Origin of the sequence: Rhizobacter sp. AJA081-3 (assembly GCF_017795745.1) — a bacterium.
Taxonomy (GTDB): Bacteria; Pseudomonadota; Gammaproteobacteria; order Burkholderiales; family Burkholderiaceae_C; genus Piscinibacter.
In genome coordinates this window covers 2,086,923-2,106,089 of the sequence record NZ_CP059067.1, presented here as the reverse complement: position 1 = coordinate 2,106,089, position 19,167 = coordinate 2,086,923, and the positions used below count along the sequence as shown (strand labels likewise).

14 protein-coding genes are annotated in these 19,167 nt (G+C 68.8%); 5 read left to right on the top strand and 9 right to left on the bottom strand.

Annotated elements, in window-relative coordinates; translation table 11 throughout:
- Positions 1–123: 123 nt before the first annotated feature.
- Positions 124–2,067 (top strand): type IV pilus assembly protein FimV, encoded by a 1,944-nt coding sequence (locus HZ992_RS10050; protein ID WP_209386507.1) that lies wholly within the window; start codon positions 124–126, stop codon positions 2,065–2,067.
- 28 nt (positions 2,068–2,095) lie between these two features.
- Here the strand turns inward: HZ992_RS10050 and HZ992_RS10045 are convergent, their stop codons facing one another.
- Genes HZ992_RS10045 through lptF form a run of 5 tightly spaced genes read right to left on the bottom strand, consistent with a single transcriptional unit; the run spans position 2,096 to position 6,860 of the window.
- Positions 2,096–3,262, bottom strand: a complete 1,167-nt coding sequence (locus tag HZ992_RS10045) for a pyridoxal phosphate-dependent aminotransferase (RefSeq protein WP_209386506.1) — start codon at positions 3,260–3,262, stop codon at positions 2,096–2,098.
- Between the two features lie 11 nt (positions 3,263–3,273).
- Complete coding sequence (locus tag HZ992_RS10040; RefSeq protein WP_209386505.1) at positions 3,274–4,227, bottom strand: CysB family HTH-type transcriptional regulator; 954 nt, start codon at positions 4,225–4,227, stop codon at positions 3,274–3,276.
- A 49-nt stretch (positions 4,228–4,276) separates the two neighbouring features.
- A complete protein-coding gene (locus HZ992_RS10035; RefSeq protein WP_209386504.1) occupies positions 4,277–4,651 on the bottom strand; it encodes a sirohydrochlorin chelatase in 375 nt (124 codons plus the stop codon).
- A complete protein-coding gene (gene lptG, locus HZ992_RS10030) occupies positions 4,648–5,757 on the bottom strand; it encodes an LPS export ABC transporter permease LptG (protein WP_209386503.1) in 1,110 nt (369 codons plus the stop codon). Before lptG ends, HZ992_RS10035 begins: the two co-directional genes overlap by 4 nt.
- Positions 5,754–6,860: an LPS export ABC transporter permease LptF gene (lptF, locus tag HZ992_RS10025; RefSeq protein WP_209386502.1), complete on the bottom strand. Its 1,107-nt coding sequence runs from the start codon at positions 6,858–6,860 to the stop codon at positions 5,754–5,756. Before lptF ends, lptG begins: the two co-directional genes overlap by 4 nt.
- Positions 6,861–6,888: 28 nt before the next feature.
- On the opposite strand from lptF, the gene HZ992_RS10020 reads away from it, so the two are divergent.
- The 4 genes from HZ992_RS10020 (at position 6,889) to HZ992_RS10005 (ending at position 10,582) form a co-directional block, all read left to right on the top strand.
- A complete protein-coding gene (locus HZ992_RS10020) occupies positions 6,889–8,349 on the top strand; it encodes a leucyl aminopeptidase (protein WP_209386501.1) in 1,461 nt (486 codons plus the stop codon).
- 17 nt (positions 8,350–8,366) lie between these two features.
- Positions 8,367–8,798 (top strand): DNA polymerase III subunit chi, encoded by a 432-nt coding sequence (locus tag HZ992_RS10015; RefSeq protein ID WP_209386500.1) that lies wholly within the window; start codon positions 8,367–8,369, stop codon positions 8,796–8,798.
- 35 nt (positions 8,799–8,833) lie between these two features.
- Positions 8,834–9,205, top strand: coding sequence for a hypothetical protein (locus HZ992_RS10010; RefSeq protein ID WP_209386499.1), 372 nt, complete (start codon positions 8,834–8,836; stop codon positions 9,203–9,205).
- A gap of 234 nt (positions 9,206–9,439) precedes the next feature.
- A complete protein-coding gene (locus tag HZ992_RS10005) occupies positions 9,440–10,582 on the top strand; it encodes a branched-chain amino acid ABC transporter substrate-binding protein (RefSeq protein WP_209386498.1) in 1,143 nt (380 codons plus the stop codon).
- 63 nt (positions 10,583–10,645) lie between these two features.
- Here the strand turns inward: HZ992_RS10005 and malQ are convergent, their stop codons facing one another.
- From malQ to HZ992_RS09985, 4 genes are all read right to left on the bottom strand, one after another.
- Complete coding sequence (gene malQ, locus HZ992_RS10000) at positions 10,646–12,154, bottom strand: 4-alpha-glucanotransferase (protein ID WP_209386497.1); 1,509 nt, start codon at positions 12,152–12,154, stop codon at positions 10,646–10,648.
- A gap of 17 nt (positions 12,155–12,171) precedes the next feature.
- Complete coding sequence (gene glgX / locus HZ992_RS09995; protein ID WP_209386496.1) at positions 12,172–14,238, bottom strand: glycogen debranching protein GlgX; 2,067 nt, start codon at positions 14,236–14,238, stop codon at positions 12,172–12,174.
- 1 nt (position 14,239) lies between these two features.
- Positions 14,240–16,423: a 1,4-alpha-glucan branching protein GlgB gene (gene glgB, locus HZ992_RS09990; protein WP_209386495.1), complete on the bottom strand. Its 2,184-nt coding sequence runs from the start codon at positions 16,421–16,423 to the stop codon at positions 14,240–14,242.
- A 64-nt stretch (positions 16,424–16,487) separates the two neighbouring features.
- The gene (locus HZ992_RS09985) at positions 16,488–18,914 is read right to left on the bottom strand and encodes a glycogen/starch/alpha-glucan phosphorylase (protein WP_245213419.1); all 2,427 of its coding nucleotides are present in this window, start codon (positions 18,912–18,914) and stop codon (positions 16,488–16,490) included.
- Positions 18,915–19,167 lie beyond the last annotated feature (253 nt).

The following is a 19,167-nucleotide window of genomic DNA, read 5'->3' as shown; positions in this document are numbered from 1 at the left end:
GGCGACCCCTGTGTTCGAAGGATCGGCGCAGGTGGCTTCATGCTAGAGTCTTCGAGCATAAAAACACATCGCAGAATGCGCCGAGCCTCGCTCTCTCTTCCTCTCGCCCTCGTCGGCACTGCCTTGCTGTGTACGGCCGGTCCGGCGCAGGCGCTGGGCTTCGGCCGATCGATCAATGCGTCCTACCTGGGCCAGCCGCTGAACTTCGCGGCGACCGTCCGGCTGGAGACCGACGAAACGCTGCCGCGCGAGTGCGTTGCTGCCGAGGTGCAGTCGGGCGACAACAAGCTGCCGTCGGCCGCCTTGCGCATCACGGTGGAACCCGGCGCGAACGCCAACGAACGGCTGATCCGGGTCAGCACGCAGACACAGATCGACGAGCCGGTGGTCACCGTCACGGTGACGGCGGGCTGCCTGCCGCGGCTCACCCGCAGTTTCGTGACCTTGATGGACCCGCCGGGGCTCAATCTCGCGCAGGGTGGCGCGGCAGTTCCGGAAGTCTCGCTACCTGCGCAGCGTGTGGATGCCGACGTGGCGCCGGTCGTCTCGGTGGTGCAGGCGGCACAGGCCGCTTCGGCGCCTGCGCGTGCGCGTGCGCCGGTTGCCTCCGATGCTCGCCCGGCGCGGCCGCGTGCAGTCACTGCCCCGACGCCCGCGGCGCGCCAGCGAAGCGCAGCGGCGCCTGCCGCCGCGGTTCAGCCGCGCGAACGCAAGGCCGCTGCGCCGGTGGCGGTCGCCAAGGCGCCGGGCTCACGCTTGCAGCTGGAAGCCGGAACGGCCGCCACGCTGACGGCGGCGGCGGCGTCCGCTGCCGCGGCGAGGGCAGCCGCCGCACCGGCGATGACGGCTTCGGCGGCAGCCGCCGCTGAAATGGCCGCTGCGTCGGCCGTCCAGGCCGTGGCGGCTGCGGCCAGTGCAGCTTCGGCGGCGGAGCAGCGAGTTGCCTTGCTGGAGGAGCAGCTGCGCGCACTTCGCGAGGACTCGAAGAAGACGCAGCAGGCTCTGGCCACGCTGCAGTCCAGCCTGAACGAGGCGCAGGCCTCCCGCTATTCGAATCCGCTCGTCTATGGCCTGGCGTGGCTGTCGGCGCTGCTCGCACTGGCCGTCGCCGCGCTGTGGTGGCGCCAGTCGCAGTCTCGCCAATCGTCGCAGTGGTGGCTCGCGCCCTCGGCCGGTTCGGTGGCGCAGACGCAGTCGGTCAAGCCGGTGGCCACGCGAGCCCCGACCAGCGAGGCCGCTGCCGCACGCCAGGAGACCCAGCCTGCGGTGATGGACGAACGCAACGTCGTGCGCACGATCGAAGAGGAATCCTCGGGGTTCCGCACCGAGGTTCTCGATGCGCCGGCGACGCTGTCGCCGATGGTGGCCGAAGCGGCCAGCCCGCGCCGGGAGCTGTCGGTCGAGGAACTGATCGACCTGGAACAGCAGGCCGACTTCTTCGTCGTGCTGGGCCAGGACGATGCCGCCATCGACCTGCTGATGGGCCATGTGCGCAGCAGCGGCGGCGTGAGCCCGCTGCCCTACCTCAAGCTGCTCGAGATCTACCGCCGCCGGGGCGAGCACGACTCGTACGAGCGAGTGCGCGAACGTTTCAACCGCCGCTTCAGCGCCTATGCGCCGGACTGGGACAGCGATCTCCAGCATGGCCGCACGCTCGACGACTATCCGCAGGTCCTGCGGCAGCTTCAGCGGCTGTGGGACGAGCCGCAACGTGTCACGCAGATGCTCGATGCGACGCTGATGCGCCAGGACGCCGAAGGCGAGACCTACGACCTGCCGGCCTACCGCGAACTGCTTTTCCTCTATTCGATAGCCCGCGACCTGGCGGAGCATCCATCGAACGCGCGTGCGGTCGATCTGTTGCTGCCGATGGATGGCGAAGCGGCCGAGAAGCCGATCGAGCAGTTGACGGCCAGCCGCCTGATGGGATTCGCGGCCACCGACCAGCTGACGGTGCAGGTGGATCTCGATGTCACCCGTCCGATGACCGGCAAGGAGCCGCCGGCCTCGGACTTCCTCGGCCTGGTCGACCCGAAGCTCAAGCGCGGCGACGCCGATCGCGGCTGAGCCTGCGCCGGCCCTCCCGCGGCCGTCGTCAGAGCACCGCCAGGCGCTCCAGCGCGAGGTTCAGCGTCTCGTCCTTCTTCGCAAAACAGAAGCGCACGATGCGCTGCTCGAAACCACCCTGGTAGAAAGCCGACAGCGGAATCGCGGCCACGCCCACCTGCGTGGTCAGGCGCCGGCAGAAGGACTCCTCCGTTTCGTCGCTGATGGCCGAGTAGTCGACGCACTGGAAGTAGCTGCCTTCGCTGGGCAACAGCGTGAAGCGGCTGCCGGCGAGACCGGCGCGGAACAGATCGCGCTTGCGCTGGTAGAAGGCCGGCAAGGACAGGTGGTGCGAGGCGTCGGCCATGAAGGCTGCCAGACCGTGCTGCATCGGCGTGTTGACGGTGAACACGTTGAACTGGTGCACCTTGCGGAACTCGGCCGTCAGCGCCGCCGGCGCCGCCACGTAGCCGACCTTCCAGCCGGTCACGTGATAGGTCTTGCCGAAGCTCGAGACGATGAAGGCGCGCTGTGCCAGTTCCTCGTGCCGAGCCACGCTCTCGTGCCGCACGCCGTCGTAGACCATGTGCTCGTAGACCTCGTCGGCGATCAGCAGCACGTCGGTCGGGCGCAGCAGTTCGGCCAGGCGTTGCATGTCCTGCGTCGTCCACACCGTGGCGCTGGGGTTGTGCGGCGTGTTGACGATGATGGCGCGCGTCTTCCGCGACAGCGCCGCGGCGATGCGTGCGAAATCGGGGCGGAAGGTGCCGGGCACCAGCGGCACGTGCACCGCACGGCCACCGGCGAGCTCGATGTTCGGTTCGTAGCTGTCGTAGCAGGGGTCGAGCACGATCACCTCGTCGCCCGGGTGAACGATGGCCAGGATGGCGGTGATGATCGCCTGCGTTGCGCCAGCGGTGATGGTGATCTCGCTGCCGGCGTCGTAGCGGCGGCCGTAGAGCGATTCGATCTTCGCGGCCACCGCCTCGCGCAGCACCGGCACGCCGGCCATCGGTGGGTACTGGTTGAGCCCGCCACGCATGGCCTCGCTCACCGCGTCGAGCAGGCGCGGGTCGCAGTCGAAGTCCGGGAAACCTTGGCCGAGGTTCACGGCACCGTGCTGCTGGGCCAGCGCCGACATCACGGTGAAGATGGTGGTGCCGACGTTGGGCAGGCGGCTGGTGATCGCGGGCGTGCGGGCGGCGGCTGTGGTCATGGTCGGAAAGCTCAGAGCTGATAGTCCTGCGCGTCGGGCTTCTGGCCCGACAGCGCCTGGGTGATGAGGTTGCGGCCGAGCCGGTCAGACAGCATCTCGGCGAACGCGAAGACGAAGTTTCTCAGGTACGCGCCGCGCTTGAAGGCGATGCGCGTGACGTTGCGGCCGAACAGGTGGCCCACCGGCCGGGAGACGAGTTCGCCGTTCGGCGGATCGTCGCGCACCGCGATTTCGGCCACGATGCCCACGCCCAGGCCGAGGCGCACATAGGTCTTGATGACGTCGGCGTCGATCGCCTCGAGCACGATGTTCGGCTTGAGGCGCCGCGCGGCGAAGGCCTGGTCGACGCGGGTGCGTCCGCTGAACGATGGGTGGTACGAGACCAGCGGCTGCAGCGCCAGGTCCTCGAGCTCGATGCGCTCGAGCTGCGCGAGCGGGTGGCCGGCCGGCATCACCAGCGCGTGCTGCCATTCGTAGCAGGGCAGGGTGACCAGTTCGTCGTGAGCGTCCAGTGCCTCGGTGGCCAGGCCGATGTCGGCAATCTCCTCGATCACCATGCGTGCCACCTGGTCGGGCGCGCCCTGGTGCAGGCTGACGTTGACCTTGGGAAAGCGCTTGCGCAACTGCGCGATGGGCTCGGGAAGGAAGTAGCGCGCCTGGCTGTGGGTGGTGGCGATCGACAGCGTGCCGGCATCCTGCTTGGAGAACTCCTCGCCGATGCGCTTGAGGTTGCCCACCTCGCGCATGATCACCTCGATCGACTTGAGCACCTGCTGGCCCGGCTCGGTGACGCGGCGCAGCCGTTTGCCGTGGCGCGCGAAGATGTCCACGCCGAGCTCGTCTTCCAGTTCGAGGATGGCCTTGGAGATGCCCGGCTGCGAAGTGAACAGCACCTTGGCCGTCTCGGTCAGGTTCAGGTTCTGGCGCACTGCTTCCTGGACGAAGCGGAACTGGTGCAGGTTCATTATTTCCGCGCGATCTGTTGATCGGGCGGATTATTCCATCGAGCGCAGTTCAGCGCGTGTCGGCAGGTCGCAGCGAGGCAGCCGCCATCGCTGCCACGACACCGTCGTCCTCGCCGACGGCCGGGCGAAGCAGCCACTGGACTTGCGGATGCGCACCCTTGAGCGTCTCGAGCAGTGCCGGCAGGTCCTTGCGCACATGGCCGCCGGCCCCCAGGAACAGCGGCACCACCTCGACACGTGTGCAGCCCTGCGCCGCCAGCGCGTGGCCGGCGTCGATCAGTCCGGGCGTCATGAACTCCAGGAAGCTCAGCTCGACCGCGACCGAGGCATCGGCGCGCCGAACGCGTGCCGCCACGTCTTCGAAGGGCAGGGCCCAGCGCGGGTCGCGCGCGCCGTGGGCGAACAAGAGCAGTCCGCGCTTCATCGGTAGCGCACCAGCCAGCTGAACGCGGCCAGCGAGACGAGCAGGAAAAGCGCACTGGGCGCCGCGGCGACGATCCACGGCGTCCAGTTGCGCAACAGGCCGAGGTGGCTGGACATGTTGTTGAGCAGGACGAAGCTGATGCCCAGCATGATGCCTGCAAACACCTTCAGGCTGATGCCGCCGGCGCGGGCACTCAGGTAGGCGAAGGGCAGGGCCAGGGCCATCATCACGAGGCAGGCGAAGGGGTAGAGCGCACGTTTCCAGAACTGGATCTCGTATTGCTGCGCGGCCTGTTCGTTGTCGGCCAGGTGGCCGATGTAGCGGAACAGCTCGACCGTCGACATGGTGGACAGCGGCAACACCGCGGCCGCCACCACGCCGGCCGAGAGCGTGCTCGGCCAGGAAAGCGCGGCGAGCTTCTCCTCGCTGGCCACCGGCTGCGCACTGGCGCTGGCCACGCTCCAGTGCGTCACCACCGCGTCGGCGAGCTGCCAGGCGTCGTCGTCTCCGATGCGCGCGCTGGCGGCCCCGATGCGGCGCACCAGGCGGCCATCGGTGTCGAACTCGAAGATGCGGATGTCCTGCAGCGTGGCGTCGGCGCCGGTCGAGCCCACGTTGACCGAGTAGCTGCGCTCGCCATCGGGCGTGCTCGCGCGATCCTTCAACCAGGCGCCGGTGCGGCCCAGTCGCAGCTTTCCCATCGCACGGGCCTGAAGCTCGGTCGCCTGCCGCTCGCTCAACGGCGCGATGTAGTCGCCGATCACGTAGGTGGCCATGGCGAACATCAGCCCCAGGCCGGCGAGCAGCGACAGTGCCCGCCCCGGGCCGAGTCCACCGGTACGCAGGATGGTGTATTCCGACGATTGCGCGAGCCGCGCCAACGCATAGATCGTGCCGATCAGCACGGCGATCGGCGCGAGTTCGTAGAGATGACCCGGCACCTGCAGCGCCGAATAGGCGGCCGCATGCAGCAGCGTATAGCCCTTGCCGACATCGCCGAGCTCCTCGACGAAGTCGATGAAGAAGAAAAGCGACAGGAAGGCCAAGGCCACGAACAGCACCGACGAGACGATGTCGCGGTAGAAGAGGCGCCGGACGGTCTTCATGCCGCGGCGGCCGCCGGCGTGCGGGGGCGGCGCCAGGCGAAGCGGCGGTTGCCCTGCTCGCGCCACCACAGCAGCAGCAGCGCCAGCACGAAGGCGCCACCATGGAACAGCGTGAGCGCGGCGCCCATGCCCAGCTTGCCCGATGCGACCCAGGCCTGCGACAGGTTGATCACGTTGTAGTACACGACGAAGGTGAGCAGCGCGAACAGCAGGTTCCAGTTGCTGGCGCGGCGCGGGTTCGAGGCCGATAGCGGAATCGCCAGCAACAGCAGGTTGGCCGCACCGAACAGCAGGCCGAGCCGCCAGACCAGCTCGCCCTGGTTGCGCGGCGTCGGCTGGGCGAGCAGTTGCAGGCTGGCCAGCGCCTTGGGCGGCAGTTCCTCGACGCCGGCGAGCACGCGTTCGCCGGCAAGCACGCGGTAGGTCTCGAAGCGCGACAGCGTCTTCTCGGCAGTCTCGAAATCCTGCTCGTTGCGCTGGCCGCGATCGAGCACGAGAAAGCGGTCGTCGCCTTGCAGCTCGATGCGGCCGGTACGCGCCGAAGTGACCGATTCCGCCTGCGGCGAGCTCGACAGAATGAACACGTTGCGGCCGGTGCGCCCGTCCTGCGAGTCTCGCTCGATGAAGAACACGCGCCGCCCGTCGCTCGAGGTCTGGAACTGCCCCGGCGCCACGCGCGACAGATCGGAGCGGCGCTCGAAGCGCTCCTTCATCTGGGCGGCGCGCTCGTTCTGCCACGGCCAGACAAACAGCGCCAGCGCGGCGATCACCACCAGCACCGGCCAGCTGGTGCGCAGCACCGGACGCACGAAGCGGCTGAGGCCCACGCCGCTGGCGAACCAGATCGTCATTTCGCTGTCGCGGTACATGCGCCCGAGCGTGGCCACCACCGAGATGAACAGCGACAGCGCCAGCATGGTTGGCAGGTGGCCGAGGGCTGCATACCCCAGCAGCAGCACCACGTCCTGCGGCGACACGCGGCCTCCCGCCGCGAGACCCAGCGTGCGGATCAGCATCATGGTCAGCACGATGGTCAGGATGACGACCAGCGTGGCACCGAAGCTGCGAGCCAGGTCGGCGCGCAGAGTGGAATCGAATAACATCGTGCGATTGTCTTCTGTGGCTTTGATTATGGACTTTCGTCAACACACCGCGTCGCTCGACGCCCTCGCGTCCGTCGCCTGCGATGCCCTGCTGGTCGTCGTGGCCGGCGAGAAGGCGGAGCGAACCCTCGACACCACGCTGGCCAGGCTGCTGGCCGATGCCGTGGCCCACGGCGACTTCGAGTTCAAGCGCGGCAAGACCGTGCTGCTGCACCGGCCCGCCGGCGTGAAGGCGGCGCGCGTGGTGTTCGCTGCCTGCGGCGCGGCCACACCCAAGTCGCTGAAGGCGGCCTTCGCGGCCGGTTTCGGCCAGCTCAAGGGCGGCGGAAGCAAGCATGTCGCGCTGGCCATCGGTGGAGCCGGCGACATCGGTGCGGAGCAGGCCGAGGCACTGGTCGCCGCGGTTGGCGAGACCACCTACGTCTACCGCCACACCAAGCCGAGCGCACCTGCTGCCGGCGCGCTGGAGCGGGTCACGCTGCTGTGCGGCAAGGCGGCGGCCAAGGCCGTCTCGCAGGGTCTGGCGCGTGGCCACGCCGTTGCGGCCGGCGTGACGCTGGCCCGTGAGCTCGCCAACCGGCCGGGCAATCACTGCACACCGACCTACCTCGGCGAGCAGGCGAAGAAGCTCGGCAAGGAGTACGGCCTGAAGGTCGAAGTGCTCGACCGCAAGGCGATCGAGAAGCTCGGCATGGGCTCCTTCCTCGCCGTGGCCCAGGGCTCGGCCGAGCCGCCGCGCTTCATCGTCGCGCAGTACCACGGGGCCGCGAAGACTCAGGCGCCGATCGTCCTGGTCGGCAAGGGCATCACCTTCGACACCGGCGGCATCTCGATCAAGCCGGCCGCCGAGATGGACGAGATGAAGTTCGACATGGGTGGCGCGGCCAGCGTGCTGGGCACGCTGCGCGCGGTGGCCGAACTCAAGCCGAAGCTGAACCTCGTCGTGATCGTGCCGACTTGCGAGAACATGCCGGGGGGCCGGGCCATCAAGCCCGGCGACGTGGTCAAGAGCATGTCGGGCCAGACCATCGAGATCCTGAACACCGATGCCGAGGGCCGGCTGATCCTGTGCGACGCGCTCACCTACGCCGAGCGCTTCAAGCCGGCCTGCGTGATCGACGTGGCCACGCTCACGGGTGCCTGCGTGATCGCGCTCGGCCACCACCACACCGGCCTGTTCACCGCCGACGACGCCCTGGCCGCGCAGCTGCTGGCCGCCAGCACTGCGTCGCTCGATCCGGCCTGGCGCATGCCGCTGGACGAGGAGTACGAGGAGGCGCTGAAGAGCAACTTCGCCGACATGGGCAATGTCGGCGGGCGCGCCGGCGGCGCGATCACGGCCGCCATGTTCCTGCGCAAGTTCACCGGCAAGTACCGTTGGGCCCACCTGGACATCGCCGGCACGGCCTGGAAGTCCGGCGCTGCCAAGGGCGCCACCGGGCGCCCCGTGCCCTTGTTGACCCACTTCGTGCTGTCACAGGCCTCCTGAGGCACGCCGCGCCTGCGATGACCCGGGTCAGCTTCCATTTCAACGTGCCGCACCGGCTGGGTTATGCCTGTCGGCTGCTGCGCAAGGCGACCCGGCAGAACGCACGCGTGACCATCACCGGCCCGGCGTCGGCGCTGGCCGAACTCGACCGCGCCTTGTGGACCTTCGAGGCCACCGAGTTCTTGCCGCACGTGCTGGTGCACAGTAGCGATGCCTTGCCCGAGCGCCAGCGCGGCACGCCGGTGTGTCTGGTCGAGTCTCTTGCTGGTGCGCTGCACCACGACGTGCTGCTCAACCTCGGTGCCGAACCGCCGGCAGGTTTCGAGAGCTTCGAGCGGCTGGTCGAGATCGTCTCCACCGACGATGGCGATCGGGCCGCGGCGCGCGCGCGCTGGAAGCACTACGCCTCGCGGGGTTATCAGATCGAGAAGCACGAGGTGGAGGGATGAGCCTGCGCCCCGCGCCTCCGGGCCGTGTGCCGACCTTGACCGAGGTCGTGCGCATGCCCGAGGCGCCGGCGCCCGCGCCGGCCGCTGCGGTGCCCGCGCCGGCCGCCGAACCTCAGGCCTTCGCGCCCACCGTGCCCGCGTCACTCGAACAGCTTCGTGGTGGTGGCGGCGTCGTCACCGGGCCGATGGCGATCGACGAGGACGAGCTCGTGCAGCGCGTGCTGGCCGACCTGCAACGGCAGATCGACCTGATGCTGGAGGTGAAGCTGCGCGAGGTGCTTGCGCCGGCCCTGACGCGCGCCACCGACGCGTTGATGCGTGAAGCCCGCACCGAGCTGGCATCGACCTTGCGTGACATCGTGTCGCGAGCCGTCGCTCAGGAACTCTCCCGTCATCGCCAACGTTAGCGAGCGCGTTGAGCCCTGAGCCTGCACCGGGAGCGTCTCGGCGTTTTCCCGGGCACAGGCCGACTGCCGAACCATCTGGATGCTTCATTCGAAGCTGAGCGATTCCCCCGAGGATTCGCAGGTTTCCCCTGAGCAATCCCGGTGGAGATGCGGTTTTTTTTGGGGTATCGTGTCGGCCGTTGAGATAAACCCTCTCTTCCGATCGCTCTCAACATTCCAACCGGAGGTTATTGCATGCAAGTCAAATTCAATGCCGTGGTGGCTGCAGCCGCTCTGCTCATCGCAGGTACTGCGTCGGCCCAGGACATGGTCGTCAAGATCGGCCACGTCGGCCCCACCAGCGGTGGCATCGCCCACCTTGGCAAGGACAACGAGATGGGCGCGCGCATGGCCATCGACGAGCTCAACGCCAAGGGCGTCTCCATCGGCGGCAAGAAGGTCAAGTTCGAACTGCTGGCCGAAGACGACGCTGGCGATCCGAAGCAGGGCACCGCAGTGGCCCAGAAGCTGGTTGACTCCAAGGTCATGGGCGTCATCGGCCACCTGAACTCGGGCACCTCGATTCCGGCCTCCAAGATCTACAGCGACGCGGGCATCCCCCAGATCTCCCCGTCGGCCACCAACCCCAAGTTCACCCGCAACGGCTACAAGACCACGTTCCGCGTGGTGGCCGATGACGTGCACCTGGGCGGCACCCTGGGCCGCTACGCCGTCAAGGAACTCAAGGGCAAGTCGATCGCCGTGATCGACGACCGCACGGCCTACGGCCAGGGCGTGGCCGAAGAGTTCGCCAAGGCCGTCAAGGCGTCGGGCGGTGCGATCGCCGAGCAGCAGTTCACCACCGACAAGGCCACGGACTTCACCGCCATCCTGACCGCCATCAAGGCCAAGAAGCCCGACGTCGTTTTCTACGGCGGCATGGACGCTGTGGCCGGCCCGATGATCCGCCAGATGAAGCAACTCGGCATCAACGCCAAGTTCATGGGCGGCGACGGCATCTGCTCGGGCGAACTGCCCAAGCTGGCTGCCGGGGCCATGGCTGATGGCCAGGTGGTCTGTGCCGAGGCCGGCGGCGTCGAAGGCGAGCAGAAGGCCGGCATGGAGAAGTTCCGCGCCGACTTCAAGAAGAAGTTCAACGCCGACGTGCAGATCTACGCCCCGTACGTCTATGACGCCACGATGGTGATGGTCGACGCGATGGTCAAGGCCGGCTCCGCCGAGCCGGCCAAGTACCTGCCGGTGCTGGCCAAGACCAGCGGCTACAAGGGCGTGACCGGCACGATCGCCTTCGACGACAAGGGCGACGTCAAGAACGGCGCGCTGACCCTGTTCACGTACAAGGGCGACAAGCGCGAGCAGATCGCCGTGGTGCGCTGATCCAGCCTCCGCGTTGATCTGAACGGGGCGCTTCGGCGCCCCGTTCTCTTTTCCGGCTCAGGCTCAGCCCTGCAAGGGCGTGCCGTCGCGGCGGAACAGCCGCGTCAGGTGCGCCAAGCGCTGCGCGTGCTCCGGCCTCACCTGGCTCCAGTCGAAGCGCCACTCCCAGTAGCCTTCGCCCTTGCCGGGCAGGTTCATCCGGTGTTCGCCGCCGAGGCCCAGCACATCCTGCATCGGATGCACCACGGTGTCGGCCACGCTGGCGCTGGCCGCGCGGATCAGGTCCCAGTGGATCTCGCTGCCGTCGGTGCCGAGGTAGTCGCGTACCCGCGCGCGCTGGGCGTCGGTCAGCGATGCCCACCAGCCGATCGTGGTGTCGTTGTCGTGCGTGCCGGTGTAGACCACCGAATCGACGTCGTGGTTGTGTGGCAGGTAGGCGTTGCCGCTGCCGCCGTCGAAGGCGAACTGCAGGATGCGCATGCCCGGAAAGGCGAACTTCTTGCGCAGCGCGACCACGTCGGGCGTGATCACGCCCAGGTCCTCGGCAATGATGGGCAGCGGCCCGAGCGCCTTGGCGATCGCCTTGAACAAGGCATCGCCCGGGCCGGGCAGCCAGCGGCCTTTCACGGCCGTGGCCTCGGTGGCGGGGATCTCCCAGTAGCCGGCGAAACCACGGAAGTGGTCGATGCGAACCAGGTCCACCAGCTCGAAGGTGCGGCGGATGCGCTGCACCCACCAGGCGTAGCCCTCCTTGGCATGTGCTTTCCACCGGTACAGCGGGTTGCCCCAGCGCTGGCCGGTGTTACTGAAGGCATCGGGCGGCACGCCGGCCACGGCTGCGGGCTTGCCACGCGCGTCGAGTTCGAACAGCTCGCGGCGCGCCCACACCTCGGCGCTCTGGTAGGCGATGAAGATCGGCGCGTCGCCGATGACCTCGATGCCGCGGCCGTTCGCATACGCCTTCAGCGCCAGCCACTGGCGATAGAAGCACCACTGGCAGAAGGTCCAGAAGGCGATGCGCTGCGCGTGCTTCAGCCGCGCTGCGGACAGTGCCTCGGGTTCACGCGCAGCCAGCGGCGCAGCCCAGTCGCACCAGTCGCGCCAGTCGTGCGCTTCGGCCAGCGACATGAAGAGCGCGTAGTCGTCCAGCCAGTCGGCGTGGCCGGTGCGAAAGGCATCGAAGTCGGCGCGCTCCGCCGGCGTCGCCCGCGCGTCGAAGCGCTGGGCCGCCCGCGCCAGTCGGTCCATGCGGAACGGCACGACGCTGGCGAAGTTCAGCCGCTGCGGCGTCGCACCGGTCGGCGGCGCCAGTTCCTCTGGCAGCAGCCAGCCACGCTGCTGCAGTTCGCCCAGGTCGATCAGCAGCACGTTGCCTGCGAAGGCCGAACTGCTCATGTAGGGCGAGTTGCCGGGCCCGATGCCGCCCAGCGGCAGGATCTGCCAGAGCTTCTGCCCGGCGGCCACCAGCCAGTCGATGAAGTGGTAGGCGGCGGGGCCGAAGTCGCCGGAGCCGTGCGGGCCGGGCAGGGAGGTGGGATGCAGCAACACGCCGCTGGCACGGGGAAAACGCATGCGGAAGTGTCCTGAGTCTAGAGATCGAGCCCGTGGCCCGGCGCCGCGAACACCAGCACGCAACGGCCCGGCAGCGGGTAGAGCCGCTCGCCCGGGCCTTGCCAGGAGCTTTCGCCGCGCGGATGCGTGCTGTCGAACACGAGCTGCCACTGGCCGCCCGGCAGCATGAAGTCGATGTCGCCGGCATCGCCGTTGACGAGCAGCAGCAGCGGCGACTGCGCGCGCCCGGGGTGGCCGATCAGGCAGCCGAACACGCGGCCGTCGGGTCGGCGCCATTCGTCGCCGTGCAGCTCGCTGCCATCCACGCGCAGCCAGGTCACGTCCTGCAGGCCGTGGCGATCGGGCAGGCCGTCGTACCAGCGGTTGGCGAAGGGCAAAGCCTGCCGGCGCAGCGCGAGCAGGCGCGTGGTGCAGGCCAGGCGATCCTCGTCGATGGCCGACCAGTCGATCCAGGTGGTCTCGTTGTCCTGGCAGTAGGGGTTGTTGTTGCCGCCCTGCGTGTGGCCGATCTCGTCGCCGGCGGCCAGCATCGGCGTGCCTTGCGACAGCAGCGTACTGGCCAGCAGCGCACGCACGACGCGCGAACGAAGCGCGTTGATCGCGGCATCGTCGGTCGGCCCCTCGACGCCGAAGTTGGCGCTGTGGTTGTGGCCGTGGCCGTCGCGGTTGTGTTCGCCGTTGGCGTGGTTGTGCTTGTGCGCGTGGCTGACGAGGTCGGCGAGCGTGAAGCCGTCGTGCGAGACGATGTAGTTGATCGATTCGGCCGGCGCACGGTGGCGCGGCTGGAAGATGTCCGACGAGGCGCACAGCCGCTGCGCGAAGTCGCCGCGCGTGTAGGCGCCTTCGATCCAGAAGGCACGCATGGTGTCGCGGTAGCGGTCGTTCCACTCGAGCCAGCCGCCCGGGAAGCCGCCGAGCTGGTAGCCGCCGGGGCCGATGTCCCAGGGTTCAGCGATCATCTTCAGGCGCGAGAGCAGCGGGTCCTGCGCCAGCGCGGTGAAGAAGGGCGCATGCCGGTCGAAGCCGTGGTCGCCGCGGCCGAGCACCGGGGCGAGGTCGAAACGGAAGCCGTCCACATGCATCTCGCCGGCCCAGTAGCGCAGGCTGTCGAGCACCATCTGCAGCACGCGCGGCTGGCGCAGGTCCAGCGTGTTGCCGCAGCCGCTGTGGTTCTCGTAGTGCGACTTCGATTCCGCCGGCAGCCGGTAGTAGCTGGCGTTGTCCAGGCCTCGGAAGCTGATCGTCGGTCCGAGCTCGTCGGCCTCGGCGGTGTGGTTGTAGACGACGTCGAGAATCACCTCGAGCCCGTGCTCGTGCAGTCGGGCCACCATGGCGCGGAACTCGTCGCGCGCCGACACGCCACCCACGCCGCTGGCCAGGCGCGGCTCGGGCGCGAAGAAGCCGATCGTGTTGTAGCCCCAGTAGTTGGCCAGGCCCATCTCCACGAGGCGGCGCTCGTCCAGGTGCTGCTGCACCGGCAGCAGGCATACCGCGGTCACGCCCAGGCGCTTGAAGTGATCGATGGCCGCATCCGAGGCGAGCCCCGCATAACTTCCGCGCAGTGCCTCGGGCACGCCGGGGTGGCGCATGGTGAAGCCCTTGACGTGCACCTCGTACAGCACGCTGCGCTCCAGCGGCGTGTGCTGGTGGCGATCGCCGTTCCAGTCGTGCCGCGCATCGACGACGCGCGCCTTCAGCGCGAAGGCCGCGTTGTCGCGCATGTCCATGTGGCCGGCGTGCTCGGGGTCGGCGCCGAAATGTTCGGCGCGCCATTCGAAGTTGCCCACGATCTCGCGCGCGTAGGGGTCGAGCAGCAGCTTGTTCGGGTTGAAGCGGTGGCCGCGCTCGGGCCGCCACGCGCCGTGGGCGCGCAAGCCATAGACCAGCCCCGGCTTCACGCCGCTCAGGTAACCGTGCCGGACGTCCTGCGTGTGGCCGGGCAGGTCGACGCGGCGCAGTTCGGTCGTACCTGTCTCGTCGTAGAGGCACAGCTCGATGCGCTGCGCGTGCGCCGAGAACACCGCGAAGTTGACGCCGTGGCCGTCCCAGTGGGCGCCGAGCGGCCAGGGGTGACCCGGTGTCATCTCAGCGATCGCGCTCGTAGAAGACCGTCGCCAGCGGCGGCAGGTCAAGCAGCAGCGACTGCGGGCGGCCATGGCTGGCGACGGACACGCTGTCGGCCGCCCCGAACGCGCTGCCGACGTTGCTGCCGCCGTAGTGCTCGGAGTCGGTGTTCAGCCGCTCGCGCCAGGTGCCGGCGGCGGGCACGCCCAGGCGGTAGCCGCGCTGCACCGAGGGCGTGAAGTTGCACACCACCACCACCTCGGAGCGGCCGTCGCGGCTGCGCCGAACGAAGCTCAGTACCGAGCGCTGCGCGTCCTCATGGTCGATCCACTCGAATCCGGCGCCGTCGAAATCGTTGTCGTACAGCGCCGGCGTGGCACGGTACAGCCGGTTCAGATCGTGCATCAGGCGGTGCACACCGGCGTGAGGGCGGTCGCCGAGCAGGTGCCAGTCCAGGCTCTGGTCGTGGTTCCACTCCCGCTCCTGGCCGAACTCGCAACCCATGAAGAGCAGCTTCTTGCCCGGGTGGCCGAACATGAAGCCGAAGTAGGCGCGCAGGTTGGCGAACTTCTGCCAGCGGTCGCCGGGCATCTTGTTCAGCAGCGAGCCCTTGCCGTGCACCACCTCGTCGTGCGAGATCGGCAGCACGAAGTTCTCGTTGAAGGCGTAGACCAGCCCGAAGGTCATTTCGCCGTGGTGGAACTGTCGGTGCACCGGATCGCGCGCCATGTACTTCAGCGTGTCGTGCATCCAGCCCATGTTCCACTTGTAGTGGAAGCCCAGGCCGCCCAGGTAGGTCGGTCGGGACACGGCCGGAAAGGCGGTCGACTCCTCCGCCAGCGTCACGGCCTGCGGGCGTTCGGTGCCCACCACCTCGTTGACGCGCTTGAGGAAGGAGATCGCCTCCAGGTTCTCGCGCCCGCCGTGCACGTTGGGCAGCCATTCGCCGGCCTTGCGGCTGTAGTCGCGGTAGAGCATGGAAGCCACGGCGTCGACGCGCAGGCCGTCGACGTCGAAGCGCTCCAGCCAGTACAACGCATTGCCGACCAGGAAGTTGCGCACCTCGGTGCGGCCGAGGTTGTAGATCAGCGTGTTCCAGTCCTGGTGGAAACCTTCGCGCGGATCGGCGTACTCGTACAGGTGCGTGCCGTCGAAGTTGGCCAGTCCGTGCGCGTCGGTCGGAAAGTGCGCCGGCACCCAGTCGAGGATCAGCCCCAGGCCTTCGGCGTGGCAGCGCTCGACGAAGCGGCGGAAGCCGGCTGCATCGCCGAAGCGCGAGGTCGGCGCATACAGGCCGATCGGCTGGTAGCCCCAGGAGCCGTCGAAGGGATGCTCCGAGATCGGCAGCAGTTCGAGGTGGGTGAAGCCCATCTCGCGCGCGTAGGGCACCAGCGTCGCGGCGAGCTCGTCCCAGTTCAGCCAGCGGTTGCCCTCCTCGGGCTTGCGCCGCCAGGAGCCGAGGTGCACCTCGTAGATGCTCACGGGCGCATCGAGCGCATTGGCGCGCTGCCGCGCGGGCGAGGCCGGCGCCACCGGCGGCATCTGCGCCACCACGCTGGCGGTGGCCGGGCGCAGCTCGGACTGCAGCGCATAGGGGTCGGCCTTCAGCGGCAGCAATTCACCCTCGCGGCTGACCACCTCGTACTTGTAGCGCGCACCGCCACCCACGCCGGGCAGGAAGATCTCCCACACGCCGCATTCGCGGCGCAGGCGCATCGGGTGGCGGCGGCCGTCCCAGAGGTTGAAGTCGCCGACCACGCTGACGCGCGAGGCGTTGGGCGCCCAGACGGCGAACGAAGTCCCTGGCACGCCGTCCAGCGTGCGCTGCGCCGCGCCGAGCACCTCGTAGGGACGCAGGTGCGTGCCTTCGCCCATCAGCCAGACGTCGAGCTCGCCGAGCACCGGCGGGAATCGGTAAGGGTCGTCGATCACCGACTGGTTGCCGTCGGCCCAGCGCACCTGCAGCCGGTAGCCGGAGGCGGGCAGGGCGAGCAGCGCGCCTTCGAACAGGCCGTCGACGTGCACCAGCAGCAGCGGCACCAGCGTCGCGCCGTCGGCCGCGTCGACCGCCACCACGTGCGTGGCGCCGGGCAGGAAGGCGCGCAGCCACAGCCGGCCGTCGAGGTCGGTGTGCGGCCCCAGCACGGAGAACGGATCCCCGTGGCGGGCGTGGCGGATCAGGTCGATCTCGGTGTCGTTGAGCATGGTGGCAGTCGAAGGGACTGCGCCGATGGTATCAACCACCCTGGCGCGGCGACGCGGTGGCCGCTCAAGGTGCCGGCGTCATGCCCCAGATCTGCTGCGCGTACTCGCGGATCGTGCGGTCCGACGAGAAGGCCCCCATGCCGGCGACGTTGGCGATGGCCCGCGAGGCCCATTCGCCGCTCTGGCGGTACAGCGCGTCCACGCGCAGCTGCGTCTCGACATAGGTGCCGTAGTCCGCCAGCAGCAGGTAGTGGTCGCCGCCCCACAGCAGCGAGTCGACCAGGCCGCGGTAGCGCCCGGGCTCCTCCGGCGAGAAGGCCCCGCCGGCGATGGCGTCGAGCACCTGCTTGAGCTGCGGATTGCTCTCGTAGTAGCGCATCGGCTGGTAGCCCGCAGCGCGCAGCGACACGACCTCGGGCGTCTTCAGGCCGAAGATGAAGATGTTGTCGTCGCCGACGTTCTGGCGGATCTCGATGTTCGCGCCGTCGTCGGTACCGATGGTCAGCGCACCGTTGAGCGCCAGCTTCATGTTGCCGGTGCCCGAGGCCTCGGTGCCGGCGGTGGAGATCTGCTCGGACAGGTCGGCGCCGGGCATGATCACCTCGGCCACCGAGACGCCGTAGTTGGGGATGAACACCACCTTCAGCAGCCCGGCCACACGCGGGTCGCGGTTGACCACCTGGCCGACGTCGTGGATCAGGCGGATGATGTTCTTCGCCATCGCGTACGACGAGGCCGCCTTGCCGGCGAAGATCACCGTGCGCGGCACCCAGCCCGCGTTCGGGTGCGCCAGGATGGCCTGGTAGCGCGACACCACGTGCAGCAGGTTGAGCAACTGCCGCTTGTACTCGTGGATGCGCTTGACCTGCACGTCGAACAGGCTGGCCGGGTCCACCGCGATGCCGGTGGTGCGTGCGATGTGCTCGGCCAGGCGCGCCTTGTTGGCGCGCTTGATGGCCATGAACTCCTCGCGGAAGGCGGCATTGCCGCGCTGGTCGCGCAGCGCCTGCAGCTGGTCGAGGTCGAGCCGCCACTTGGCGCCCAGCGTGCGGTCGAGCAGGCCCGCCAGGCCCGGGTTGGCCTGTGCCAGCCAGCGCCGCGGCGTCACGCCGTTGGTCATGTTCGTGAAGCGGTCCGGCCACAGCGCGGCGAAGTCCGCGAAGATCGTCTTCACCAGCAGATCGGAGTGCAGCGCCGACACGCCGTTGACCTTGTGGCTGCCGACGATGGACAGGTTGGCCATGCGCACGCGGCGCTCGCCGCTCTCGTCGATCAGCGACAGCCGCGCCAGGAAACCCATGTCGCCCGGGCGGAACTTCGCCGCGAAGTCGAGAAAGTCCTGGTTGATGCGGAAGATGATCTCCAGGTGGCGCGGCAGCACGTGCTGCATCAGCGCCACCGGCCAGGTCTCCAGTGCCTCGGGCATCAGCGTGTGGTTGGTGTACGAGAACACCCGCTGCGTGATGCCCCAGGCGGTGGCCCAGGCCATGCCGTGCTCGTCGCACAGCACGCGCATCAGCTCGGCCACGGCGATGGCCGGGTGCGTGTCGTTCAGGTGCATCGCCACCTTGTCGGCCAGGTTGGCCAGCGTGCCGTGCTCCTCGAGGTGGCGGCCCAGGATGTCCTGCACCGACGCCGCGACGAAGAAGTACTCCTGGCGCAGGCGCAGTTCGCGGCCGGCCGGCGTGCTGTCGTTCGGGTAGAGCACCCAGGAGATGTTCTCGTACTCGTTCTTCACACCGGCGGCGCGGGCGTAGTCGCCGGTGTTGAAGGCGTGCAGGTCGATGTGCGCCGGCGCCACGGCCTTCCACAGGCGCAGCGTGCTGACCTTGTTCGTGCCGTGGCCGGGGATCACCATGTCGTGGGCCTTGGCCGCCACCTCGGCGGCGTTGCGCCACAGCGCCTTGTCGCCGTGGTGCTCGACCCAGCCACCGAAACGCACCGGGTAGCTGACGCCGGAGCGCGGGAATTCCCAGGGCGTGCCATTGGCCAGCCAGGGATCGGGGTATTCGACCTGGCAGCCGTTCTGGATGTCCTGCGCGAACATGCCGTACTCGTAGCGGATGCCATAGCCGAAAGAGGGCAGGCCGAGCGTGGCCATCGAGTCGAGGAAGCAGGCCGCCAGCCGGCCCAGGCCGCCATTGCCGAGCGCGGCATCGGGCTCGCGGTCGGCCACGTCTTCGAGTTTCTGGGCGTGCTGCTGCGCAGCGGCAGTGGCGCCTTCGCCGAGATCGAGGGCCGCCAGCGCATTGCCCAGCGTGCGGCCGATGAGGAATTCCATCGACAGGTAGTACACGCGGCGGGCCTGCTCATTGCGCTCGCGGGCCTGCGTTGCCACCCAGCGCCGCGACAGCTGCTCGCGCGCCACCTGGGCCACCGCCTGCATCAGCTCGGTGGGGGTGGCCTGCGCCGGCGCCACGCCCACGGTCTTCAGCAGGTGATCGTCGACGCCGCCGGCGATGTCGGTGGGGGAAAGCGCGTTCTTGTCCACGGGAATCCTTTGTCGTGCGCCGGCGCTGTGGGCGCCGGCGGCCTTCTGGCGGGTGCGCAGTGTCTCTGCTGAGCCTGGGAGCGTCAACCGCGCAACCATCGCAATATTCGCGCCGGCCCAACACGGTGCTCGTGCCCGGGTTACGGCCGATTTCAGCCAGCCCTGGCGCGGTGCCCACGGCTTGACCGAGGACAGAGCTGTGGCCACGGTCACGGAGTTACCGTCGAGTACGGTGAAACAACATCGACTCCAC